Raw genomic sequence first — 24,121 nt, 5'->3', positions numbered from 1 at the left:
CCCAATGCACGCATCGCCGATACCGGGGCCGACATGGTTCAAGCAATCCGATCCGTCCGTGGGTGTCTGTCGCACATCGCGCAGCGCCTGCTTGGCAAGGGTGAAGCAACGCTTCCGCTGACCGCCGTACTGGCGGCATATATGCCCTCCGCGCCGGCATTCGCGCCTCCGTCCTCATCGCCCCCATCCTCCCCGCCTCATCATTCGCCACACAGTTCGTCCAACCCGCCATCGGTACCCGCGGTGAGCACCGGGCGCGACGACACCGATGACGATCTGCCCGATACCGCCTCCGGCTCGCCGACCCATCGCTACCGTGCGATCTGGATCTCGGATATCCACCTCGGGACAGCCGGTTGTCAGGCCACGTACCTGCTGGACTTCCTCAAGCACAACGAATCGGACCAGCTCTATCTGGTCGGCGACATCATCGATGGCTGGCAACTGAAGCGCGGCTGGTACTGGCCGCAGAGCCACAACGACGTGGTGCAGAAGCTGCTGCGCAAGGCGCGCAAGGGTACCGAGGTCATCTTCGTGCCTGGCAATCACGACGAAGTGGCGCGACAGTTCGACGGTATGGCCTTCGGCGATATCGTGGTGCGCGAGGATGCGATCCACGTCACGGCCACCGGCCGCCGCCTGTGGGTCGTGCATGGCGACCTGTTCGACGGCGTGGTGCAGCACGCGCGCTGGCTCGCATACCTCGGCGACTCGCTCTACACGCTGATTCTCGCGGTGAACCGCCACTTCAATCGCGTGCGCACGCGGCTCGGTTTCGATTACTGGTCGCTCTCGCAATACCTCAAGCATCAGGTGAAGAACGCGGTCAGCTACATCAACTCGTTCGAGCACGCGATGGTCGACGAAGCGCGCCGCCGCGGCTGCGATGGCGTGGTCTGCGGCCATATCCACAAGGCCGAGATCCGCGAGGTGGATGGCCAGCTCTACTGCAACGACGGCGACTGGGTGGAAAGCCTGTCGGCGCTGGTCGAAACCATGGAAGGCGAACTGCGCATCGTCTACTGGACCACGTTGCTCGACCCCCCCGCGCCGCCGGTCTCGCGCCTCGGCCGGCGTCGTCGCGCCCCCGCCGCCACCGCCGTGGCCGGCTGATTTGCCACTGCTGTGGCCGGCTGAATTTTTTCCGATCGCTGCCCCGGTCGACACTGCAACACGCCACCAAGAGACAGAGGAGCTTCGATGAAAATCCTGATCGTCACCGACGCCTGGGAACCCCAGGTCAACGGCGTGGTTCGCACGCTCAAGTCCACGCGCCGCGAACTCGAGGCCATGGGCCATACGGTGGATCTGCTGACGCCACTCGAATTCAAGACCGTTCCGTGCCCCACCTACCCGGAGATCCGCCTCTCGCTGTTCCCGGGCGGCAAGGTGCGGCAGCGCATCGAGGCGTTCCGCCCCGACGCGCTGCATATCGCCACGGAAGGCCCCCTCGGTCTGGCCGCGCGCCGTCATGCGCTGCGCCATGATCTGCCTTTCACCACCGCGTATCACACGCGCTTTCCCGAGTACGTGCAGGCGCGCTTTGCGATTCCGCTCGCCTGGACCTATCGCTTCCTGCACTGGTTCCACGGCTCGGCACGCGCGGTCATGGCCCCCACGCCAGTCGTGCTCGACGATCTGCGCCGCTATGGCATCACCAACGGCGTGCTGTGGACGCGCGGCGTGGACCTCGACGTCTTTACACCCGAGCGCGCCAACGTCCTCAACACCGCGCATCCGATCTTTCTGTACGTCGGCCGCGTCGCCGTGGAGAAGAACGTCGAGGTCTTCCTGCAACTCGACCTCCCCGGCACGAAATGGGTGGTGGGCGATGGCCCGGCGCTGGCCGGCCTGAAGTCGCGCTATCCCAACGTGAATTATCTTGGCGTGCTGAAGCAGCCCGAGCTCGCCAAGGTCTATGCTTCAGCGGATGTGTTCGTGTTTCCAAGCCGCACCGATACCTTTGGTCTGGTCCTGCTGGAAGCGCTTGCCAGCGGCCTGCCCGTGGCAGCCTATCCGGTCACGGGCCCGATCGACGTGCTCGGCGACAGCCCCGCCGGCGTGATGCACGAAGACCTGCGCGAAGCGTGTCTGGAAGCGTTGCGCATCGACCGCGCCACCGCGCGCGCGCATGCCGAGCGCTTCTCGTGGCGCGCGGCGTCCGAGCAGTTCCTCGCGCATCTGCGTCCCCTGCCGACCGCCAATGTGGCGGGCGCCCACAACGTCACCACTCCGCCCGACCATGTCAAAGCCGCATCTGCCGCTACCCACCGAGCCGGAGAGTGATTACTCGATCGAGCAAAATCCGCACAAGGGCAATCGCGGGCTTACCCGTGCCTGGTATGCGGCCATCAATTCGGTGTCGGGGTTGCGGTATGCGGTGCTCGAGGAAAGCGCCTTCCGCCAGGAACTGACGCTGTTCGTGATCTTCGCGCCGTGCGCGTTCGTGCTGCCGGTCAGTGTGGTGGAGCGCGTGCTGCTGCTGGGCACGCTGACGCTGGTGCTGATCGTGGAGTTGCTCAACTCGAGCGTGGAAGCGGCCGTGGACCGCATCTCACTCGAGCGGCACAGCCTGTCGAAGCGTGCCAAGGACTTCGGCAGCGCAGCCGTGATGCTCGCGCTGGTGCTATGCCTCGGCACGTGGCTGGCAATTGGCGGGCCGATCGTGTGGCACTGGGTGATGCGACTGGTTTGAGGCGACTGGTTTGAGGCGACTGGTTTGAGGCGACTGGTCTGAACCTTGATGGCGGCGGGCGCCGGCCAGGGCCGTTCAGGTCTGCTCGCGCCCCTGCTGCCACTTGTCGACCACCACGCGCGGCGCGGCCGCAAGCTTGCCGAGTAGCGCGTCGGGCGTGTCGGCCACATGCAGCAGATCGGCGTGGATGCGCTTCAGAAAGCCTTCATCGACCGCGTGGGTCAGGAAGTCGATCATGCGATCGTAGAAACTAGCGACATTGAGCAGGCCCACCGGTTTGTCGTGATACCCGAGTTGCAGCCACGTGAACGTTTCGAACAGTTCTTCGAACGTGCCCACGCCGCCCGGCATCGCGATGAACGCATCGGCGCGATCGGCCATCATCTGCTTGCGCTCGTGCATATTGCGCACGACATGCAGCTCGGTCAGGCCACGATGGCCGACTTCCTTCTGCATCAGCGCGTCGGGAATCACGCCGATCGCGGTACCGCCGTGCTCGAGCACGCTATCCGCGACGATGCCCATCAGCCCGACCTTGCCGCCACCGTAGACCAGCGACATGTTGCGCTCGACCAGCGCGCGGCCAAGCTCGCGCGCGCCTTGCGCGTACTCCGCGCGGAAACCGGGACTGGACCCGCAATAGACGCAAACCGCTTTCATTTTCTCGCTTCCCTTGCTGCCTGTGCTTTCTCGAGCTGTGCCTTGCTCTCCGCGTACTCACGCGCAAGCTGGTCGAACGCCTCGCGCGCCTTGCCACGCAGGTACGGCGAGAGGATCGAGAAGATGTGATAACTGGAGCCATGCAGATACCCACGGATCTGCTCGGCATCGTTGTACTGGCGCGGATGCTGCACGAACTGGAACGACAGCCAGTAGGTGGCGATCACGACCATGTTGGTACACACGGCCTCCACTTGCTCTGGTGTGGCCTCCATATCGCCGTCTTCCTGGAACTGCCGACAGATCTCGAACGCGAAGCGCTTCTTCTGATCGACGATACGCTTGAAGTTCGTCTCCAGCATGCGGTTGCGCGCCAGCAGATCGTTGATGTCGCGATACAGGAAACGGTAGTTCCACAGGAACTCCGACATGTACTGCAGGTAACCCCAGCTCTCACCCAGCGTGGCCTTGTGGTCCGCCGGCATCTTCAGGCGCCGCTCCATCTCCTGCTCGAAGCGCACGAAGATCGAGTTGATGATGTCGTCCTTGTTGCGGAAGTGATAGTAGAGATTGCCCGGACTGATCTCCATGGCCTCCGCAATGGTCGTCGTCGTGACGTTGGGCTCCCCAAGCTCGTTGAATAGTCGCAGCGAGACATCGAGGATGCGGTCGCGCGTACGACGCGGACCAGTCTGGGGCTTGGCTTCCATGGGTGGCGGACGATCCTGACGATTTGGCCGGTGGGGCCGGTCTCGAATTATAAGCAAACAGAATCCTCAGGTGACCGGGCGGATACAAATCGGCCTCCGCATCGGAGAATTACGAAAGTGAAGCGTTTTCGCGCGTTGTGATTTCGCCGGCTGTTTCACTGCCTATACTGCGTGCTCGATATCTGAGAGCACCCCAGAAAATTCTGACCACTTCACTGGAACTCACTTCTTCATCATGACGCTGCGAACTACGAGAATCTTGTCTGTCGCATTACTGTCGTCCGCCAGTGTGGCGGCGCTGGCGCAGGATGCGGTGAGTCTGCGGGTCCGGGGCACGATTCATCCTGCCGCTTGCGCGGTGCAGGTTCCGGCCGCGAAAAATTCGGACGCGTCCGAAAGCAACCGCAACGTGCAGGTCATGCTCGAGTGCGATGCCGGTGCGCGCGTCGCATTGAGCGCGGTCGGGGGAGCGCTTGTGCCGGAATCCAAATCGGGCGATGCACGCGCCAGCGATCGGATCGTGCGGCGGGCGTACGACGTGACGGTGATGACGACTTCGCGCGACAACGCCGTGACGATCACCGTCACGTATCTGTAGCGGACCGTTCAGAATGAAGAGCCGGGCTCTTTCAGGAACGCAATCTCCTCGTCGGTGCTGAGGCGCCCGAGCACGGCATTGCGATGAGGAAAGCGGCCGAAGCGCGCGATGACGTCGCGGTGCTTTTCGGCCCAGTACACCGTGTCCAGCCCGGTTTCGTCGCGCAGGGCCTGGAGCTGACGTACGGACTCGTGCTGGGCGTCGAGGTCCTCCACGTGCTGTAGCGGCATGTAGCAGAACATGCGGTGCTGCGGCGTGGGTAGCTGACGATCCCAGCCTAGCGCGAGCATGCGACGCGTCAGGGCGAGCGCCGCCGCATCGGTAGCGAAGGCGCGCGGGTCGCCGCGGAACGCGTTGCGAGGTATCTGATCGAGCAGCACGATACGGGCGCAGGCCCCTTCGGGCGTGACGGACCAGTCGTCGGGGCCGCAATCTGCCTGCCACATGGGCAGCAGCGCTTCGCGCACGGCCGCGTCGAACGCGGCATCCTTCTTGAACCATGCGCGGCGATAGGTATTCCACGCAGGGCCGCCCGGCACATCGAACCAGAAGTCGAGCAGGCGCTGCGCGTCAGGCGGCATGATCGGACGCGGATTCAAATCAGCGCGCGACGTTGCGCATCCAGTCCGCGGTCTCGAAGAACGCCTGCATCAGCCGCAGGCGCAGATCCTCGGACAGGCCAACGTCTTCCATCGCCATCGACATGCAGCGCATCCACTGATCGCGCTCGCTGATGCCGATCTCGAATGGCAGGTGACGCGCGCGCAGGCGCGGGTGGCCGTAGCGTTCGATGTAGAGACTCGGGCCGCCGAGCCAGCCCGAGAGGAACATGAACAGCTTGTCGCGCGAACCTTCGAGCGTGGTGGGATGCAATGCGCGCAGGCCCTTGAACTGGTCTTCGAGGTCCATGAGGTCATAGAACCGATCGACGAGTTCGCGCACTTTCGCCTCGCCGCCTACCAGTGCGTAGGCGGTGGTGTCTTCGGTGGGGGTATTGTTCTGTTCGGTCATGAAAATTTCAGGTCAGGCATCGCGCAGCGTGGCCAGTGCGGGCTGCCGCAGCACCTCGCGCAATCCGAGCCAGCCGCCGGCAAAGGCGCACAGCATGCCAGAAACCACGCCGACCGGCACGATCCAGACATTGAAGCGATACGGGAAGTCGAACACGAATTGCGACAATCCCCAGCCGACCGCGATCGCGCCGAGGCTCGCAAGAAAACCCGCCAGCCCGCCCACCACAAGGAATTCGGCGTATTGCGTCTGGCGCACCAGCGACGCGCTGGCGCCGAGCGCCTTGAGCAATCCCGCGTCGCGCTTGCGTTCGTCGCGCGCGCCCGACAGTGCCGCATACAGCACCGTGACGCCGGCCAGCAGCGTAAAGATGAACAGGAACTCGACTGCCGCAATGACCTGGTCGAGCACGTCCTGCACCTGCCGCAGGATCAGGTCGGTGTTGACCACGGTGATGTTCGGAAACGTCGCGGTCAGCTGGTTGCCGAGCGTGGACTTGGCGGTTGGCAGGTGGAACGCGGTGATGTAGGTCGCCGGCAGGTCGCGCATCTGCGTGGTCGGCAGGATCACGAAGAAATTGACACGCATCGAGCTCCAGTCGAGCTTGCGCAGCGAGGTGACCGGGGCCTCGACGGTTTGCCCCGCGATGTCGAAGCGCAGCGTATCGCCGAGCTTGATATGCAGCGTCTTGGCAATGCCCTCCTCCACCGATGCGCCGGCCTTGGCGTCGCCACCGTTCACCCATTGTCCACCGACGATCTGGTTGCCTGCGGGCAACGCATCGGTATAGGACAGGTTGAACTCGCGTTCGACCAGATTGCGCGCGCGGCCGTCAGGGTAGCTATCGGCGCGGATCGGGCGTTCGTCGATATGCGTCAGGCGGCCGCGCACCATCGGATATAGCAGGTCTTCAATGCCATTGCGTTCCAGCATCGCGCGCAGCGGATCGCGCTGATCCGGCTGGATGTTGATGATGAAACGATTGGGGGCATCGGCCGGCGTGGCATTGCGCCACGAGTCGATCAGGTCGTTGCGCGTCATGCCGAGCAGCAGCAGCGCCATCAGGCCGATGGCCAGCGCGACGGTCTGCAGCGCGGTGACCGAGCGGCGCCGTTCGAGCACGGCCAGCGCGAAGCGCCAGCCCACGCTGCCACGCGCGCGGCCGCGCATCGCCCTGGACAGTACGGTCAGCATGCCGAGCGCGAGCACGGCAAACAATGCGCCCGCGCCAACGAACCCGCCCGCGGTGGTGATGCCGAGCTTGAGGTCGCGCGCCGCCACCAGCAGCAGTGCGATAAATGCGCCCAGGCCGAGCGCATAGGCGATCCACGCCGAGATCGGCGGCGTGCCGATATCGCGACGAAGCACACGCAGCGGCGCGATGCGCGTGAGCGCGAGCAGCGGCGGCAGTGCGAAGCCCACCAGCAGCACGAGGCCGGCGGCCACACCCACCGCCGCGGGCAGCAGAGACGGTTGCGGCAGCGAGACCTGCAGCAATCCGCCCAGCGACAGCAGCAGCCCGTAATGCGCGAGGTAGCCGAGCAGCACGCCGAGCACCGCGCCCGCCACGCCAAGCAGCAGGAACTCGATGCCGAATGCGGTCAGGATCTGCGCGCGCGAGAGCCCCATGCACTTGTAGACCGCGCAGGCGTCGGTATGGCGCTGCATGTAGCGGCGCGCGGACATCGCAATCGCCACGGCGGCGATCATCGCCGACAGCACGGCTACCAGCGACAGGAAGCGTTCAGCGCGGTCGAGCGTCTGGCGCATCTGCGGCTGGCCCGATTCGAGCGATTCCACGCGCGTATTGCGCAGGTGGCGAGTCTCGATCTCGGCCTGTGCCCATTTGGCATAGGCGGCTCCCGCGGCATCCGGGCCGGCCACCAGCAGGCGGTAGGTCACGCGGCTGCCCCAGCCGATCAGGCCGGTGGCGTCGAGGTCCGTAAGCGGCAGCATCACGCGCGGCGCAAAGTTCATGAAGCCCGCGCCGCGGTCGAGTTCCTGCGTGATCAGGCGGTCGATGCGGAAGGTCTTGTTGCCGAGCTGCAGGCTGTCACCCACGCGCAGGTTGAGCGCGGTCAGCAGCGCCTCGTCCGCCCACACGGTGCCCGGCGCGGGAATGCCCTGCGCGTCCTGCTCGGCGCCGTCCGGCGCGGTAGTGACCTTAAGGCGTCCGCGCAGCGGATAGCCGTCGCTGACCGCCTTGAGCGCGGCAAGCTGGCTTGCGGCTTCGCCGCTGGCGGTGGTGCTGCCTACAGGGCGCGCCGTGGCCATGCTTGGGAACGTTACCGTCTGCGCCGTTTGCAGGCCGCTCGCCGCGGCGCGCTCGAGGAACGCGGGCACAAAGGGCTGGTCCGAGATCAGCAGCACGTCGGCGGCGATCATCTGGCGCGCGTCGCGCTCCAGCCCTAGCCGCATGCGGTCGGCCAGAAAGCCGACACTGGTCAGCGCGGCCACCGCCAGCACGAGCGCGAACAGCAGCAGGGTCAGTTCGCCGGCCAGCCAGTCACGACGCGCCATGCGCAGGGCCTGATGCCACGGGGAGAAACGAGCAGAAGCGTTTGACATCGGTTGCAGTCGGTATCGGTCAGTCGGGGTCAGTCGGGCGCGCGCGGGCCGCGCAGGCTCGCATGCAGGCGGCGCATGCCGCGCCAGAGTTTCGGGATCAGCCAGATCGCGACGATCAGGAAGACGGCCAGCAGCACGAAGAACACCACAGGCAGGAAGAATGCCAGCAGCAATCCCCCCGCGGCGGTAATGTCCTCCGTGAAAGAGGCCAGCCAGTTGGAAAAAGGTTCCGGTGAGACGTTGATCAGCGCGCGCGTGCCGGCCTTGGCCGCGTGGGCGGTACCGGCCAGCGTGCCGCCGATCAGGCCGGCGCCGACGATCCACTGCGGGTCCATGTGGCCAAACGCCGCGGCGGCGAGCACCGCGCCGGCCGGAATGCGGATAAAGGTCTGGATGCTGTCCCACACCGTATCGAAGCCGGGCACCTTGTCGGCGACGAACTCGGCCACGGCCAGCACGCCGGCGATGCCGATCACCCACCACGAGGCAAGCACGTCGAGCCCGCCGGGCAGCTGTAGCCAGCCCAGCTTGGCAAGCACGCCGGCGGTCAGCACGGCCAGATACAGACGCAATCCGCTGGCCCAGGACATGCCCGCGGCCAGCGCGGCGGTTTCCAGCATGGGGTCCTCGCGGCGGTCAGATGGGTCGAGTGTACTGGAAGCCGGGTGAGCAGTTACTCGGCAATCGGCTCCAGCTTCGGCAACTGCGGCAGATCCGCCGCCACCTCGGCGATGGCGCGGCGTAGCCACATCACGTCTGGCGCAGCATGGCTGCGCTCGTGCCAGAGCTGGTAGAAGCGCATGCGCGGAAACGGCACCGGTGACGGCACCATGCGGATTGGCAGGTATTGCGCGTAGTGCGCCGCGAACTGACGGCCAGTGGTGAAGACCATGTCGGTCTTCATCAGGACATAGGGCACCAGCCCGAAATACGGCAGCGTCACCTGAATATTCCGCTTGAGCCCCTGCTCCGCCAGCGCCTGGTCGATCATGCTGCGTTGCATCGACGCATACGGCGCCGGCGCCAGATGCGGCATCTCGAGGTAATGCTTGAGCGACAGCCCCTTGCGCGCGAGCGGGTGCTGGGCGCCAAGCATGCACACCACCTCGTCGTCGAACAGCGGCGAGATATGCAGATGCTCGGGTGGCGACAGCCAGTTGCCCACCACGATATCGAGTTGCCCCTGCTCCAGCGCATCGAGAAAATCGCTCGCCTGCGTCATCGGATGCACGAACAGCTTGGCGCCCGGTGCCAGCCGCCGCACGCGCTCGACGATATTCGGCAGGAAAAACGCATCGAGATAGTCGGGCGCCCCCAGATGGAACGTGCGTCCCGTGGTGGAGGGGTCGAACTGCTGCGGCGGCCGCGCGATGCGATCCATCGCCGCCAGGCTCTGCTCGGCCAGCGCCAGCAGCTCGCGCCCGCGCTCGGTCGGCACCATGCCGGTCTTGCCGCGCACCAGAATGGCGTCGCCGGTGATCTCGCGCAGCCGCTTGAGCGTGTTGCTGATGGCGGGTTGCGACTGGCCGAGGCGCACCGCGGTGCGCGTCACGCTCTGCTCGGTAAGCAGCGTGTGCAGCACCCGCAGCAGGTAGGTATCGAGGTGGTCGCGTCCGTGCATGAGCGGTGGGGGCTAAGGTGACAATCGGGCTAAAAGCGGCGCTAAAAACCGGGCAAACCCGCATGACATCGCGGTCCCGCACGGCTGGCGTGAGGGAACGGAGAGGCGCATAGTGTATGTACGCCCCGCTTGTCAGGTCAATTCGGGACTGCCGGGATACGCCCCGCGCCCGGACCGAATGCCCACGCATTGATGAGCGCTATAAGCTGGGCCGAATATTGCATCGGGAAGCCCAGTGCTATGTTTGCTCCATCCACGAAAGAGAGAAAACCATGGAGACGCAAACCATCCGCTTCTATCACCGCGGCCAGGTCAGAGAGGTGGCCGACGCCGCCGTGACCCGCACGGTGCTGCAGTACCTGCGCGAAGACGCACGCTGCACGGGCACCAAGGAGGGCTGCGCCGAAGGCGACTGCGGCGCGTGCACGGTGGTGATCGGCGAGCTCCAGCACAACGCCGGCGGACCCGAGATCGCGTTCAAGGCCGTCAACGCGTGCATCCAGTTCCTGCCCACCCTCGACGGCAAGGCCCTGATCACGGTCGAGGACCTGCGCCAGCCCGATGGCGCGCTGCACCCGGTGCAGGAAGCGATGGTCGAATGTCACGGCTCCCAATGCGGCTTCTGCACGCCCGGCTTCGTGATGTCGCTGTGGGCGCTTTACCACCAGCATACGCACGGCCACCCCGGCGATGGCACTGCGGCAACGTCGGCCCCTACACGCACCGATATCTGTGACGCCCTGACCGGCAACCTGTGCCGCTGCACCGGCTATCGTCCGATCGTCGATGCGGGCCAGCGCATGATGCAACTGCCGGTGCCGCGGGCAGGCAAGCTCGACCCGGCGCGCATCGCCGAGACGTTGCGCAATCTGAAGCGTGGCGAGACCTTCCACTACGCCGTGCGCGATCAACATTTCTACGCACCGCGCACCGCCGCCGAGTTCGGCCGCATCAAGGCCGAGGAACCCGGCATCCGCATTCTCGCGGGCAGCACCGACGTGGGTCTGTGGGTTACGAAACAGTTCCGCGAACTCGGCAACCTGCTGTATGTGGGGCAGGTGGAAGACCTGCAGACGATCGACGAACGAGACGGCATGATCGAGATCGGCGCCGGCGTCACGCTGGAGAACGGCTACGCCGCCCTCACCGCGACGCACCCCGAACTCGAGGAACTGTGGAAACGTTTTGCTTCGCTGCCCATCCGCAATGCCGGCACGCTGGGCGGCAATATCGCCAACGGTTCGCCGATCGGTGACTCGATGCCCGCGCTGATCGCGCTCGGCGCCGAAGTCGTGCTGCAGCTTGGTGACCAGCGACGCACGCTGCCGCTCGAAGACCTGTACCTCGCCTATCAGAAGACCGCGATGGTGCCCGGTGAATTCGTCGCCGCGTTGCGCGTGCCCGTTAAAGGACATCCGCAAAATCCCGGGCATTTCCGCACGTACAAGCTGTCCAAACGTTTCGACGAGGATATTTCGGCCGTGTGCGCGGCATTCGGCATCGATGTGGAGGATGGTGTGGTGACGCGTGCGCGTATCGCCTTCGGCGGCATGGCCGCCACGCCGAAGCGCGCCGCGCTGACGGAAGCGGCCCTGACCGGTCAGCCCTGGACCGAGGCCACGGCGCGTGCCGGCATGGCCGCGCTCGCCCGCGACTACGCGCCGCTCTCCGATATGCGCGCTACCGCGTCGTATCGCGCGCGCGGCGCCGCCAACCTGCTCTATCGCTTCTGGCTGGAAACGCGCGCCGATGCCTTGCCGGCCGCCGCTTTGAATGTACGCGCCGCCGGTGCGGGCGAATCTGCGACCATGCGCGCGGCGGTTGCCGTGGCCAGCGCCTGAGGAAACGGATATGAACAAGCAGACCGAACCCTTCCTGCTCGATGCCAGCGTGGCCGCGGAGTCCTCCCCGCAGGTCGGCATCTCCCGTCCGCACGAGTCGGCCCACCTGCACGTGGCGGGCACCGCCACCTACACCGACGATATTCCCGTACTGGCCGGCACGCTGCACGCCGCGCTCGGCATGAGCACGCGCGCTCACGCGCGCATTCGCTCGATCTCGCTGGACAAGGTGCGCGCCGCGCCCGGCGTGGTGGACGTGCTGACCGCCGCGGATATTCCCGCCGTCAACGACTGCGGCCCGATCATTCACGACGATCCGATCCTCGCCAAGGATGTGGTGCACTTTATCGGCCAGCCGATCTTTGTGGTGGTGGCAGCCTCGCACGACGATGCGCGCCGTGCCGCGCGCCGCGCCGAAATCGAATACGAAGACCTGCCGCCGATCCTGTCGCCCGAGGCCGCGCACGCGGCGGGCAGCTACGTGCTGCCGCCGATGCACCTCACGCGCGGCGAGCCGCGCGCGCAGATCGACGCCGCCACGCATCGCGACGCCGGCAAGATCCACCTCGGCGGTCAGGAGCAGTTCTACCTCGAAGGCCAGATCGCCTACGCGGCGCCACGCGAAAACGATGGCATGCACGTATGGTGCTCCACGCAGCATCCGACCGAGATGCAGCACGCAGTGGCCCATATGCTCGGCTGGCATGCGCATCAGGTGGTGGTGGAATGCCGGCGCATGGGCGGCGGCTTCGGCGGCAAGGAATCGCAATCGGCGATGTTCGCGTGCTGCGCCGCGCTGGCAGCATGGAAGTTGTTGTGCCCGGTCAAGCTGCGCCCCGATCGCGACGACGACATGATGATCACCGGCAAGCGTCATGACTTTGCGTTCGACTTCGAGGTCGGCCATGACGACGAAGGTCGTCTCGACGGCGTGCGGGTAGAGATGGTCTCGCGTGCAGGCTTCTCGGCCGATCTGTCGGGTCCGGTAATGACGCGTGCGATCTGCCATTTCGACAACACCTACTGGCTGCCGAACGTGCAGATCGACGGTTACTGCGGCCGCACCAACACGCAGAGCAATACCGCGTTCCGCGGCTTTGGCGGCCCACAGGGCGCGTTCGCGATGGAGTACATCCTCGACAACGTGGCCCGCAATGTCGGCAAGGACGCGCTGGCCGTGCGTCGCACCAACTTCTACGGCAAGACCGAGCGCAACGTCACGCCGTATGGCCAGACCGTTGAAGACAACGTGATCCACGAACTCATCGACGAGCTCGTGGCATCGAGCGAATATCAGGCACGCCGCGACGCCACGCGCGCGTTCAATGCGACCAGCCCGATCCTCAAGAAAGGCATCGCGATCACGCCGGTGAAGTTCGGCATCTCGTTCAACGTCGCGCACTTCAACCAGGCAGGCGCGCTCGTGCACGTCTATAACGACGGCTCGGTGCTTGTGAACCACGGCGGCACGGAGATGGGCCAGGGGCTCAACACCAAGGTCGCGATGGTGGTCGCGCACGAACTCGGCATCCGCATGGAGCGCGTGCGCGTAACGGCCACCGATACCAGCAAGGTGGCCAACACCTCCGCCACTGCGGCCTCCACCGGTGCCGACCTCAACGGCAAGGCCGCGCAGGACGCCGCGCGCCAGATTCGCGAGCGCCTGACCGCGTTTGCCGCGCGCAAGGCAGGCGTGGCCCCGGACACGGTGCGCTTTGGCGACGACCTCGTGGTGGCTGGCGAGTTGCGGATGGACTTTGGCGATCTGGCGCGCGAGGCCTACGTGGCGCGCGTGCAACTGTGGTCGGATGGGTTCTATACGACACCCAAGCTGTACTGGGACCAGTCGAAACTGCAGGGCCGTCCGTTCTACTACTTCGCGTACGGCGCCGCCTGTTCGGAAGTCATCGTGGATACGCTCACCGGCGAATGGAAGCTGTTACGCGCCGATGCGCTGCACGATGCCGGCAAGTCCCTGAACCCGGCCATCGATATCGGTCAGGTGGAAGGCGCGTTTATTCAAGGCATGGGCTGGCTCACCACCGAGGAACTGTGGTGGAACAAGGACGGCAAGCTCATGACGCATGCACCGTCCACGTACAAGATTCCGACCGTCAACGATTGCCCGGAAGACTTTCGCGTGCGGCTGTTCCAGAACCGCAATGTCGAGGACAGCATTCATCGCTCGAAGGCCGTCGGCGAACCGCCGCTGCTGCTGCCGTTCTCGGTGTTCTTCGCGATTCGCGATGCGATTGCCGCGGTGGGCGACTATCGCGTGAATCCGCCGCTGCGCGCGCCCGCCACCAGCGAGGCAATTCTCGACGCCGTCGAAGCGGTACAGGCGATGCAGACGTCGGAGGCAGCGGCGCAAGCCGTCTGAGCCAGCCATGCAGGACGCTCCGCTCAAGCCCTTCCGCTTTACCGATGCCGCGCGCTGGATCCGCGCCGGCGTGCCCGTGGTCATGGTCACCATTGCCGAGGTGCGCGGCTCCGCGCCGCGCGAGGCCGGTGTCCGTATGCTGGTCACGGCCAACGATCTGGTGGGCACCATCGGTGGCGGGCATCTCGAATGGCGCGGCATGGACATTGCGCGCGAGATGCTGGCAACGTTCCACACGACCCGCCCGGCCCGTCCGGCCCGTCCCGCCCGTCGAGTAGAGCGCATTCCGCTCGGCCCGGCCCTCGGCCAATGTTGTGGCGGCGTGGTGTGGCTGGCCTTCGAGGTGCTGCGCGCCGACGACCTGCGCTGGCTCGATGCCGTCGAAGAGGCCTTCGCCGCGGGCCGCGCGCTCGCGCGCAAGGTGTCGCTGCGCGATGCCACGCGCCCCGTCACCATTGCCGAGACCCGCGCGCTCCTGCCTATGGTGGAACGCGACGACGAGGGCTGGATCGACACGCTGGTGCCCGAGCCGCTGCACGTCGTGCTGTTCGGCGCCGGCCACGTCGGCCATGCGCTGATCAAGACGCTGGCCAACCTGCCATGCCGCGTGCACTGGGTCGACGAGCGCGACACGCTGTTTCCGGGCGATCTGCCCGACAACGTCGAAGCCGAAGCCAGTGATACGCCCGAGGCGGTGGTCGATCAGGCGCCGGCCGGCAGCTATTTCCTCGTCATGACCCACAGTCATGCGCTCGACCTCGCATTGTGCGAGCGCATCCTGCGGCGAACGGACTTTGCCTACTTCGGATTGATCGGCTCGCAGACCAAGCGCGCGCGCTTCGAGCATCGGCTTGTGGATCACGGCGTGGACCCCGCGCGCTTTGCCGAAATGACGTGTCCGATTGGTGTCACCGGCATTACAGACAAGGCTCCGGCTATGATTGCGGTAGCCATCGTCGCCCAGCTGCTGCAAGTGCGCGATCAGCGCATGGCCGCGCTGGCCGCCAGCCGCATGGAGGCGGTGGTGCCGTAATCCGGCGCGTCTGGCCCACGAAGCCTGACGCGCAGACACCGACCAGACATAGAAGAGGGCCCCCCATGACCATCGATACCGCGCTCGCGGACATGATCCGCCGTACCCCGAAGGCCGAATTGCATGTGCATATCGAAGGCACGCTCGAACCCGAGCGTATCTTCCGGCTGGCCCAGCGCAACCAGGTCACGCTGCCCTACCCCAGCGTCGAGGCGCTACGCGAGGCGTACGCGTTCAGCGATCTGCAGTCGTTCCTCGACATCTACTACGCCGGCGCCAGCGTGCTGCTGACCGAGGAAGATTTCTTCGATATGACGATGGACTATGTCCAGCGTGCCGTGGCCGACAACGTGCGCCACGCCGAGATCTTCTTCGATCCGCAGACCCACACCGCGCGCGGCGTGCCCATGGGCACCGTGATCGACGGCATTGCCGATGCACTCGCGCAGGCGCGCACCGAGTACGATTTCTCGAGCAAGATGATCCTCTGCTTCCTGCGCCATCTGTCCGAGGAAGACGCGTTTGCCACGCTCGAGGCGGCACTGCCCTATCGCGACCGCTTTGTCGGCGTGGGCCTCGACTCCTCCGAGCTGGGACACCCGCCCGAGAAGTTCGCGCGTGTGTTCGCACGGGCGCGCGAGCTCGGCCTGCGACTGGTGGCGCATGCGGGCGAGGAAGGTCCGGCACAGTACGTAACGGACGCGCTCGATATCCTGCACGCTGAACGGATCGATCACGGCGTGCGCGCGATCGACGATGATGCGTTGATTGCGCGGCTGGCGCGCGAACGCATCGCGCTGACCGTGTGCCCGCTGTCCAACGTCAAGCTCAAGGTCTATCCGGACCTGCGCGACCATCCGGCCAAGCGCATGCTCGACGCCGGCGTCGTCGTGACGCTGCATTCGGACGATCCGGCCTACTTCGGCGGCTATATGAACGCCAACTGGGAAGCCACGTTCGACGCGCTGCCGCTTGACGCCACCGATGCGCACAAGCTCGCGCGCAACTCTTTTGAAGCGGCCTTTCTGCCTCCCGCGCTGAAGGCCGAGTACCTTGCCGAAGTCGACCACTTCTGGGCGGCCCGGCAGTAACGAGATCTCCATCATGACGACAACCCCCTCCTTCCCGGGCGCATTGCCTGCCGGTACCACTCGAGTCATCCGCGGCCGCATCCTGCATTTCCTGCGCGATCCGCAGTTTCATGACGATGGCTACGAGTATTGGGAGGACGGGGCGTTGCTCGTGCGCGGCGGGCGCATCGTTGCGGCTGGTGCCTACGACGATCTGTCGTCGCGCATTCCGGCCGATGCCGAGCTGATCGACTATCGCGGCAAGCTGATCGTGCCGGGCTTTATCGACACGCATATCCACTATCCGCAGACCGATATCATCGCGTCACCGTCGCCGGGCCTGCTGCACTGGCTCGACACCTACACGTTTCCCGAAGAGCGCCGCTTTGCCGAGCCCGCCTATGCGCGCGCGGTGGCGGAGTTCTTCACCGACGAGCTGCTGCGCAATGGCACCACCAGCGCATTGGTCTGGAGCACCGTGCACGCGACCTCCGCCGATGCATTGTTCGCGGCGAGCGAGGCGCGCAACCTGCGCATGATCACCGGCAAGGTGATGATGGACCGCAACTGCCCGGAGTTCCTGCGCGACACCGCCGAGACCGGCGCGCGCGATTCGGCCGACCTGATGTCGAAGTGGCACAACAAGGGCCGGCTGGCGTATGCGATCACACCGCGCTTCGCCCCGACCTCGACCGAGGCGCAACTGGCCGCGTGCGGCGAACTGGCGCGCGCCTACCCCGACGCGTTTATCCAGACCCATGTGGCCGAGAACCGCGATGAGGTGAAATGGGTCGCCGAGCTGTTTCCCGATGCGCGCAGCTACCTCGATGTCTACGATCGCTACGGCCTGCTGCGGCCGGGCGCGTTCTATGGCCATGCGATCTACCTCGACCCGGACGATCGTCGACGTCTGGCCGACAGCGGCGCGGCGGTGGCGCACTGCCCGACCTCGAACCTGTTCCTGGGTAGTGGCTTCTATGACTTCCACCAGTCCGATGCGCACCGGCTCAACGTGACGCTGGCCACCGACGTGGGCGGAGGCACCTCGTTCTCGATGTTCCGCACCATGAACGCCGCGCACAAGGTGGCGCGCATGGGTGGTTATCACCTGACCGCGTTGCGCATGTTCTACCTGGCGACGCGCGCCGCGGCCGACGCGCTGGGTTGGGCGGACCGGATCGGCAGCTTCGAGGCGGGCTGCGAGGCGGACTTCGTGGTGCTGGACCCCGATGCCACGCCGCTGATCTCTCGCCGCAGCAGCCGCTCGGAGACGCTCGAGGAGCAGTTGTTTGCGTTTGCGATGCTCGGCGACGATCGGGTCATCGAGGACGTGTACGTGATGGGGCAAGCGGTGGGGGAGCGCACGGTCCTGGCGGCCGCCGCATAACGACCGCATAACCACCAAAAAGTCGCTTATCTGCTATGTGTTGACGAACATCAACACAACTGTCACCAAAGCTCGTTAGCCTCTTCCGGCAATCAAGCGCCATGCAACTGGCGCATTTACGACTGATACCGGAAGATCCGCATGACTGCTCACTCCGATAACGCATTGGCTGACGCCGGTGCGTTTGCCACCCCTGCCCGCAAGGCATCGACGCAGAATGACCTGCCCGAGCCCATCGCAGCCGAGGCGCCGCTACCGGGCCGCAAGGTCATTCGTGGCTGGCTGATTCCGCTCGGCACACGCAGCACGCCGCGCGCGCTGTTCCTGTTCGCGTTCGACTACCTGCTCTTCGCCGCCGTGATGGCTGCCCTCGTGCTGGTCAGCCCGTGGTGGGCCAAGCTGGGCATCGGCGTGCTGGCCGGCCTCGTGATCGCGCGACTGTTCATCATCGGCCATGACGCCTGCCACCAGAGCCTGACCGCGCGCCGCGGCCTCAACAAGTGGATCGGCCGGCTGACCTTCCTGCCGTCGCTGACGCCCTACAGCCTGTGGGAAGTCGGCCACAACGTGGTGCACCACGGCTATACCAACCTCAAAGGCTTCGATTTCGTGTGGGCGCCCTACTCGCTCGAAGAGTTCCGCGCGCTGCCGCGCTGGCGCCGCATGCTGGAACGCATCTATCGCAACGGCTTCGGTGCCGGCCTCTACTACCTTGTGGAGATCTGGTGGATCAAGATGTTCTTCCCGAGCAAGCGTCAGATGGCCACGCGCCGCGCGATCTTCACGTGGGACTGCGTGCTGGTGGCCACGTTCGGCGCCCTGTGGATCGGCGCGCTCGCAGCACTGGCACTGGTCACCGATCAATCCGTGACACTGCTGATCGCCACCGGCTTCGTGCTGCCGTTCCTCGTCTGGAACCTCACGGTCGGCTTCGTGCTCTACGTCCACCACACGCACACCAGTGTGGCCTGGTACGACACCAAGGCCATGTGGGCCAAGGCGCAGCCGTTCGTCTCGACCACCGTGCATCTGCGCTTCCGCCACGGCATTGGCGCTGCGCTCCATCACATCATGGAGCACACGGCGCATCACGTGGACATGAGCGTGCCGCTATATCGGCTCAAGCGCGCCCAGGCGCTGCTCGAGCATGCGCTGCCGGGCCGCATCATCGTCGAGAATTTCTCGTGGCGCTGGTACTTCAAGACCGCGCGTCGCTGCAAGCTGTATGACTTCAAGGCGCTGTGCTGGACCGACTTCCGCGGCCGCCAGACCAGCGAGAACGCACCCGTTCCGACCTGAAAGTAGACGGCGCATGTGTGCACCGTTATAATGCGGGCTTCCATTGGGGAGTAGCCGCCTCGTTCCATGAACGAGGGCGTACGTCAACAGACTTGACTGGGTTTCCAGTTATGGCGTACGCAGCCTGGAAGGGCCTGGCGAGACCGATGACCTCACCTTTCTGGCCGGGCCGGGAAAGGCGAGTGTCATTGGCATCTCGCGATGCATTGCGGCCCGGGTTGTTCCCACATAAAAGATGGAATCATTCCTCGTCTCCACGGGCATCGTGGCGCTCGCCGAAATGGGCGACAAGACTCAATTGCTGTCCCTCGTTCTGGCCGCACGCTATCGCAAGCCAGTTCCGATCATCCTCGGTATCCTCATCGCCACGCTCGTCAATCACGGCTTTGCCGGTGCATTGGGCGGCTGGATCACGCATGTGCTCGGGGCCAACCTGCTGCGCTGGATCCTCGGCCTCGGCTTTATCGCCATGGCCGCATGGATGCTAATCCCCGACAAGCTCGATGACGCCGAGCAAGCGCGGCCGGTCAAGGGCGCGCTCGGTATTCTCGGCACCACCATCGTGGCGTTCTTCTTTGCGGAAATGGGCGACAAGACGCAGATCGCCACGGTTGCGCTGGCCGCGCGCTTCCCCACGGAAGTCATCGCTGTGGTGGCCGGCACCACGTTCGGCATGATGCTCGCCAACGCCCCCGCGGTACTGCTCGGCGACAAGTTCGCCAACAAGATGCCAATCGCGCTGGTGCACAAGATCGCGGCCGCGATCTTCCTCGTGCTTGGTCTGCTGGCGCTGTTCAACGTCGGCCGCTGATACCGTAAGACAGCCATAAAAAAACGGGGCATAACGCCCCGTTCAAACCCTCGACGGCCAAGTGTGCCAGGGCCGTCGATCACCGATGCCCGTATCAAACGCCAGACCTACCAACGTTCAGTTGGTTGTTCTGGCGCCACCCTCGAACCATTGCCCCAGCAATGCGCGCTCGTCGTCCGTAATCTGCGTGACGTTGCCGAGCGGCATGGCCTTCTGCTGCACCGCCTGCTGGTAGATCAGTTGCGCGTGCCCCTTGATCTCATCGACCGTATCGAGCTTGATGCCCTTCGCGGCAGTCGGCATCATCTTCGGCTGCTCCGCGTGGCACTGCACGCAACGCGCGTTGATGATCTCCTGCACCTTGTGAAAGCTCACGGCATTGGCGGCGGCTTCACCGCCCGCGCTCGCCACCACTGCACGTGGCTGCGGCGCGATCATCACCGCCACCACACCCAGCAGTGCCACCCCCGCCGCGGGCCACGCGATATTGATGCGGCCCTTGTGCTTGAGGATAAAGAACTGCCGCACCATCACGCCGGCCAGCATGATGAGAATCAGCACCAGCCAGTTGTACTTGTGGGTGTACGTCATGCTGTGGTGGTTCGACAGCATCGCGAACAGCACCGGCAGCGTGAAGTAGGTGTTATGCACACTGCGCTGCTTCGCGCGCTTGCCATGGATCGGATCGACGGGCTGGCCCGCCTGCAGCGCGGCCACGACCTTGCGCTGCCCCGGAATGATCCACACCAGCACGTTCGCGCTCATGATCGTCGCGATCATCGCGCCGGTCAGCAAGAATGCCGCGCGACCCGAGAACACATGGCATGCGGCATACGCGGCCAGCACGACGTAGAGCGCGACCATGATGCCGACCATGCGATCGTTCTTGACGAACACACGGCAGATGCAGTCGTACACCACCCAGCCGATCAGCAGATACGACACCGCAAAGCCGACCGCCGCGCCCGGCGACATGTCGAGCACGTTCTTGTCGATCAGAAACGTGCTCGCGTTGAACAGGTACAGCACCACCAGCAGCGCGAAGCCGGTCATCCACGTCGAATAGGACTCCCAGTAGAACCAGTGCAGGTTCTCCGGCAACTGCTTAGGCGCGGTGAGGTACTTCTGCGGGTTGTAGAAGCCGCCGCCGTGCACGGCCCACAGCTCGCCATCGACGCCACGACGCTTGAGCTCGGGGTCCTCCGGCTTGGTCAGGCTGTTATCGAGCCAGACGAAATAGAACGATGAGCCGATCCACGCGATTGCGGTAATCACGTGCGCCCACCGCAGCAGCATGTTGAACCAGTCGAGAATGTAGCCTTCCATGATGTGTCTCCTTCCCGCGGGTCGCGTCAGCTGCCGCGATAGGTCGAGTACGACCACGGCGATACGAGCAACGGCACGTGGTAGTGCGCGCCAGCGTCGGCAATGCCGAAGCGCAGCGTCACCACGTCGAGAAAGGCGGGCTCGGGCAACTTGACGCCCTGAGCGCGAAAGTAGTCGCCGGCGCCGAACTCGAGTTCGTAGACGCCGGGGACCAGCGCGTCGCCTTCGAGCAGCGGCGCGTCGGCGCGACCATCGTGATTGGTCACGAGGCGCTTGAGTGTCTCGCGCTGATTGTTGACAATTTTATGCAGCGCGATCGACATGCCGTGACCGGGAATGCCGGCGGCCGTGTCCAGTACATGCGTAGTGAGGCGTCCCATCTTGTCATCCTTGACGTTTGGGTTGTGATAGGCGCCGCTGCCTTCACTAGCACCCCTTGTGGGAAGGGTGCCCGCTCGGTACGTGTGGTCACGCATCCCGGCGCAAACTGAATCTTCAAAACGAGTTCAAACCGAATGTTGCGAGGCGACGATGCGCCCCGCTCATCCTTATGACAACTCCGTACTTACCCGGATTTGTCGAAAACCTTGGGTGGTTTTGTTGACAATGGTGCGTCCCTATCCAAATAATTGTCAACAATTTTTAGCTCATCAACCCTGAATACCGATCATCACGCGCGCCGATGTCCGACCCGGCAACACGCTCGCTACGATCGCCCCACCTCCTCTCTCGGGTGCAGACATGTCCAAGAATCTCAAGCTCATTGCCCCCGCCATCGACAGCGATACGGAACCGTTGCCGGTCGCCGACAGCAAACCCGCCCGCAAGGGCTCGGTGGAAGAGCGCATGTACCACGAGATCTACGACGCGATCATGGAACACCGGTTGCCGCCGCGCACCAAGCTGACCGAGCACTCGCTGTGCGAGATCTATGCCACCGCGCGGCATACCGTGCGCAAGGTGCTGTCGCGGCTGGCGGCGGACGGCATGGTGGACCTCGAGCCCAACCGCGGCGCGTTTATTGCGAGCCCGTCCACCGACGAGGCGCACGATATGTTCGAGCTGCGGCAAATGCTGGAGCGCGCCGTGCTCGACAAGCTGGCGGCCCGCGCCGACGTCAAAGCTACCATCGCGCCGCTGCGCAGGATGGTAGCAACAGAACGGCAGGCGTTTCTTTCGCACGAACGGCCGCGCTGGATCCGCCTGTCGGCGGAATTCCATACCGCGCTGGCCGAGCTTTCCGGCAATGCGTTGCTGGTGACGATGATGCGCCGGCTGGTCTCGCGTACGACGCTGATGATCGCCAGCGTGGAAGCGCCGGGCCACAACGCGTGCTCGTTCGACGAACACGACGACATCCTCGATGCACTCGAAGCGGGCGACGCCGCACTGGCCAAGACGCGCATGGCGCACCACCTTGGCGCCTGTGCCGACCGCGTGCAACCCGATGAACCCGGCAATTTCGACTTGCGCAGTGTGCTTGGACAAGGCAACAACCCGGGCAGCACACCGGGCAGCGTACAAGGTGGGGGCCACACCCACTGATGCTGGCGCGCGGCTTGCTCCGCGCCTCTTTGACGACCCGGAACCCGCACGCATCTTCAGGCGCCATAGAGCTGCCGCGCGTGCACAAGGCCGATGCCCGGGCGTGGAGGCACGGATTCCCCACGATTGGAGAAGGAGACACCCATGACGTCCGCGACATCCGCAACAGACTCGGCCCCGGCCGATCGCATCAACGAACGCCTGCCATCGGGCCGGCTGCTGGCCCTGGGCCTCCAGCACGTGCTGGTGATGTATGCCGGGACCGTAGCGGTACCGCTGATCGTGGGCGGCGCGCTCAAGCTACCCAAGGACCAGTTGGCCTTTCTGATCAACGCCGATCTGTTCGCGGCCGGCATCGCCACGCTGATCCAGGCGCTCGGCTTCTGGCGCTTCGGCATTCGCATGCCAGTGATGATGGGCGTCACGTTCGCGGCGGTGGCACCGATGATCGCCATCGGCGGCGACCCCGAGATCGGTCTGCTCGGCATCTATGGCGCGGTCATCGCGTCCGGCATCTTCGGTATCCTGATCGCCCCGGTGATGGGCCGCATGCTGGGACTCTTCCCACCGGTAGTCACCGGCACCGTGATCACGCTGATCGGCATCTCGCTGATGCGCGTCGGCATCAACTGGGCCGGTGGCGGACAGCCTACGGTGCGCGCCGTCATCGACGGCGTGGTCAAGGATGTGCCCAACCTCGCCTATGGCGACCTCGGCAGTCTGGCCATCGCGGGCCTGGTGCTGGTGGTCATCCTTGTGCTGACCAAATTCGGCCGCGGCCTCGTGGCCAACTGCGCGGTGCTGCTCGGCATCATCATCGGCACGCTGGTGGCGATGGCCTTTGGCAAGGTCTCGTTCGAGGGCCTGCATGAGGCGAGCTACGTAGCGGTCATCACGCCACTGCACTTCGGCATGCCGACGTTCCAGCTCACCGCGGTGCTGTCGATGTGCATCGTCATGCTGATCACGTTGGTAGAGTCCACCGGCATGTTCCTGGCGCTGGCCGATATCACCGGCAAGCGGCTGACCAATCGCGAGCTGACCAACGGTCTGCGCGCCGACGGCCTCGGCACCATCGTCGGCGGTCTGTTCAACACGTTCCCGTACACGTCGTTCTCGCAGAACGTGGGGCTGGTCACGGTGACCGGTGTGCGCTCACGCTATGTGGCCGTGGCCGGCGGGCTGATCCTGATCGCGTTCGGACTGTTTCCGAAGATGGCGCACGTGGTGGCCTCGGTGCCGCAGTTCGTGCTCGGTGGCGCCGGCATCGTGATGTTCGGCATGGTCGCGGCAACCGGCATTCGCATCCTCGGCTCGTGCGACTTCAACCGCAATCGCCACAACCTGTTTATCGTCGCCATCGCGATCGGCTTCGGCATGATCCCGACGCTCTCCCCCACGCTGTTCCAGTACCTGCCGAAGTGGACCGACCCGTTCACGCATAGCGGCATCGTGCTCGGCACGATCGTCGCGGTGGCGCTGAACCTGTTCTACAACGGCGTGCAGTCCGCGGAAGAAGCGCTGCGCAACGCCGCCGCCAATTCACACGGCACCGAGTAACGGCAC

The 24,121-nt window shown here is 65.0% G+C and carries 22 protein-coding genes and 1 riboswitch; of the genes, 13 read left to right on the top strand and 9 right to left on the bottom strand.

Annotation, left to right across the window (positions count from 1 at the left end; translation table 11 throughout):
- Nucleotides 1-33: 33 nt before the first annotated feature.
- The 3 genes from LDO41_RS17880 (at nt 34) to LDO41_RS17870 (ending at nt 2,695) form a co-directional block, all read left to right on the top strand.
- A complete protein-coding gene (locus LDO41_RS17880; protein ID WP_223990621.1) occupies nt 34-1,113 on the top strand; it encodes a UDP-2,3-diacylglucosamine diphosphatase in 1,080 nt (359 codons plus the stop codon).
- 87 nt (nt 1,114-1,200) lie between these two features.
- Nucleotides 1,201-2,286 (top strand): glycosyltransferase family 4 protein, encoded by a 1,086-nt coding sequence (locus tag LDO41_RS17875; RefSeq protein ID WP_223990619.1) that lies wholly within the window; start codon nt 1,201-1,203, stop codon nt 2,284-2,286.
- Entirely contained in the window at nt 2,243-2,695 is a 453-nt protein-coding gene (locus tag LDO41_RS17870) for a diacylglycerol kinase (RefSeq protein WP_223990616.1), read from the top strand. The genes LDO41_RS17875 and LDO41_RS17870 overlap by 44 nt, the downstream gene beginning before the upstream one ends.
- A gap of 75 nt (nt 2,696-2,770) precedes the next feature.
- Here LDO41_RS17870 and LDO41_RS17865 read toward each other — a convergent pair whose 3' ends face one another.
- Nucleotides 2,771-3,355 carry an LOG family protein gene (locus LDO41_RS17865; protein WP_223990614.1) on the bottom strand — a complete coding sequence of 195 codons (585 nt, stop codon included), beginning with the start codon at nt 3,353-3,355 and terminating at the stop codon, nt 2,771-2,773.
- Nucleotides 3,352-4,065, bottom strand: coding sequence for a TetR/AcrR family transcriptional regulator (locus LDO41_RS17860; protein ID WP_223990612.1), 714 nt, complete (start codon nt 4,063-4,065; stop codon nt 3,352-3,354). Before LDO41_RS17860 ends, LDO41_RS17865 begins: the two co-directional genes overlap by 4 nt.
- Nucleotides 4,066-4,324: 259 nt before the next feature.
- On the opposite strand from LDO41_RS17860, the gene LDO41_RS17855 reads away from it, so the two are divergent.
- Complete coding sequence (locus LDO41_RS17855; RefSeq protein WP_223990610.1) at nt 4,325-4,663, top strand: hypothetical protein; 339 nt, start codon at nt 4,325-4,327, stop codon at nt 4,661-4,663.
- A gap of 8 nt (nt 4,664-4,671) precedes the next feature.
- Here LDO41_RS17855 and LDO41_RS17850 read toward each other — a convergent pair whose 3' ends face one another.
- Genes LDO41_RS17850 through LDO41_RS17830 form a run of 5 tightly spaced genes read right to left on the bottom strand, consistent with a single transcriptional unit; the run spans nt 4,672 to nt 9,863 of the window.
- On the bottom strand, nt 4,672-5,244 hold the full coding sequence (locus tag LDO41_RS17850; protein ID WP_223990608.1) for a DUF924 family protein: 573 nt from the start codon (nt 5,242-5,244) through the stop codon (nt 4,672-4,674).
- Nucleotides 5,245-5,263: 19 nt separating this feature from the next.
- Nucleotides 5,264-5,674: a group II truncated hemoglobin gene (locus LDO41_RS17845; RefSeq protein WP_223990606.1), complete on the bottom strand. Its 411-nt coding sequence runs from the start codon at nt 5,672-5,674 to the stop codon at nt 5,264-5,266.
- A gap of 12 nt (nt 5,675-5,686) precedes the next feature.
- Complete coding sequence (locus tag LDO41_RS17840; RefSeq protein WP_223990604.1) at nt 5,687-8,242, bottom strand: ABC transporter permease; 2,556 nt, start codon at nt 8,240-8,242, stop codon at nt 5,687-5,689.
- A gap of 29 nt (nt 8,243-8,271) precedes the next feature.
- Nucleotides 8,272-8,862 (bottom strand): DUF4126 domain-containing protein, encoded by a 591-nt coding sequence (locus LDO41_RS17835; protein ID WP_223990602.1) that lies wholly within the window; start codon nt 8,860-8,862, stop codon nt 8,272-8,274.
- Nucleotides 8,863-8,915: 53 nt separating this feature from the next.
- Entirely contained in the window at nt 8,916-9,863 is a 948-nt protein-coding gene (locus LDO41_RS17830) for a LysR substrate-binding domain-containing protein (protein WP_223990600.1), read from the bottom strand.
- Between the two features lie 272 nt (nt 9,864-10,135).
- Here LDO41_RS17830 and xdhA point away from each other — a divergent pair, with 272 nt between their 5' ends.
- The 7 genes from xdhA to LDO41_RS17795 all read left to right on the top strand — a co-directional run bounded on the left by xdhA (nt 10,136) and on the right by LDO41_RS17795 (nt 19,684).
- Nucleotides 10,136-11,704, top strand: coding sequence for a xanthine dehydrogenase small subunit (xdhA, locus tag LDO41_RS17825; RefSeq protein WP_223990598.1), 1,569 nt, complete (start codon nt 10,136-10,138; stop codon nt 11,702-11,704).
- A 10-nt stretch (nt 11,705-11,714) separates the two neighbouring features.
- A complete protein-coding gene (gene xdhB / locus LDO41_RS17820) occupies nt 11,715-14,084 on the top strand; it encodes a xanthine dehydrogenase molybdopterin binding subunit (RefSeq protein WP_223990596.1) in 2,370 nt (789 codons plus the stop codon).
- Between the two features lie 7 nt (nt 14,085-14,091).
- On the top strand, nt 14,092-15,117 hold the full coding sequence (gene xdhC / locus LDO41_RS17815; protein WP_223990594.1) for a xanthine dehydrogenase accessory protein XdhC: 1,026 nt from the start codon (nt 14,092-14,094) through the stop codon (nt 15,115-15,117).
- Between the two features lie 65 nt (nt 15,118-15,182).
- Nucleotides 15,183-16,208, top strand: a complete 1,026-nt coding sequence (locus LDO41_RS17810) for an adenosine deaminase (protein ID WP_223990592.1) — start codon at nt 15,183-15,185, stop codon at nt 16,206-16,208.
- Between the two features lie 13 nt (nt 16,209-16,221).
- Nucleotides 16,222-17,574, top strand: a complete 1,353-nt coding sequence (guaD, locus tag LDO41_RS17805) for a guanine deaminase (RefSeq protein WP_223990590.1) — start codon at nt 16,222-16,224, stop codon at nt 17,572-17,574.
- A 141-nt stretch (nt 17,575-17,715) separates the two neighbouring features.
- Nucleotides 17,716-18,873, top strand: a complete 1,158-nt coding sequence (locus tag LDO41_RS17800) for a fatty acid desaturase (RefSeq protein ID WP_223990589.1) — start codon at nt 17,716-17,718, stop codon at nt 18,871-18,873.
- Nucleotides 18,874-18,906: 33 nt separating this feature from the next.
- A riboswitch (yybP-ykoY riboswitch) is annotated at nt 18,907-19,093 on the top strand.
- A 15-nt stretch (nt 19,094-19,108) separates the two neighbouring features.
- On the top strand, nt 19,109-19,684 hold the full coding sequence (locus tag LDO41_RS17795; protein WP_223990586.1) for a TMEM165/GDT1 family protein: 576 nt from the start codon (nt 19,109-19,111) through the stop codon (nt 19,682-19,684).
- A gap of 117 nt (nt 19,685-19,801) precedes the next feature.
- On the opposite strand, the gene LDO41_RS17790 is transcribed toward LDO41_RS17795, so the two are convergent.
- On the bottom strand, nt 19,802-21,010 hold the full coding sequence (locus tag LDO41_RS17790) for a urate hydroxylase PuuD (protein WP_223990585.1): 1,209 nt from the start codon (nt 21,008-21,010) through the stop codon (nt 19,802-19,804).
- A 26-nt stretch (nt 21,011-21,036) separates the two neighbouring features.
- On the bottom strand, nt 21,037-21,390 hold the full coding sequence (uraH, locus tag LDO41_RS17785; protein WP_223990583.1) for a hydroxyisourate hydrolase: 354 nt from the start codon (nt 21,388-21,390) through the stop codon (nt 21,037-21,039).
- Nucleotides 21,391-21,751: 361 nt separating this feature from the next.
- Between uraH and LDO41_RS17780 the strand changes: the two genes are divergently transcribed.
- Together LDO41_RS17780 and LDO41_RS17775 are read left to right on the top strand one after the other, a co-directional pair.
- A complete protein-coding gene (locus tag LDO41_RS17780; protein ID WP_223990581.1) occupies nt 21,752-22,555 on the top strand; it encodes a GntR family transcriptional regulator in 804 nt (267 codons plus the stop codon).
- A gap of 144 nt (nt 22,556-22,699) precedes the next feature.
- The gene (locus LDO41_RS17775; protein ID WP_223990579.1) at nt 22,700-24,115 is read left to right on the top strand and encodes a nucleobase:cation symporter-2 family protein; all 1,416 of its coding nucleotides are present in this window, start codon (nt 22,700-22,702) and stop codon (nt 24,113-24,115) included.
- Nucleotides 24,116-24,121 lie beyond the last annotated feature (6 nt).

The sequence above is a fragment of the Cupriavidus pampae genome, from assembly GCF_914271485.1.
Classification (GTDB): Bacteria; Pseudomonadota; Gammaproteobacteria; order Burkholderiales; family Burkholderiaceae; genus Cupriavidus; species Cupriavidus pampae.
Note: the sequence above shows the minus strand (reverse complement) of the source record. Positions and strands in the feature narration are given on the sequence as shown.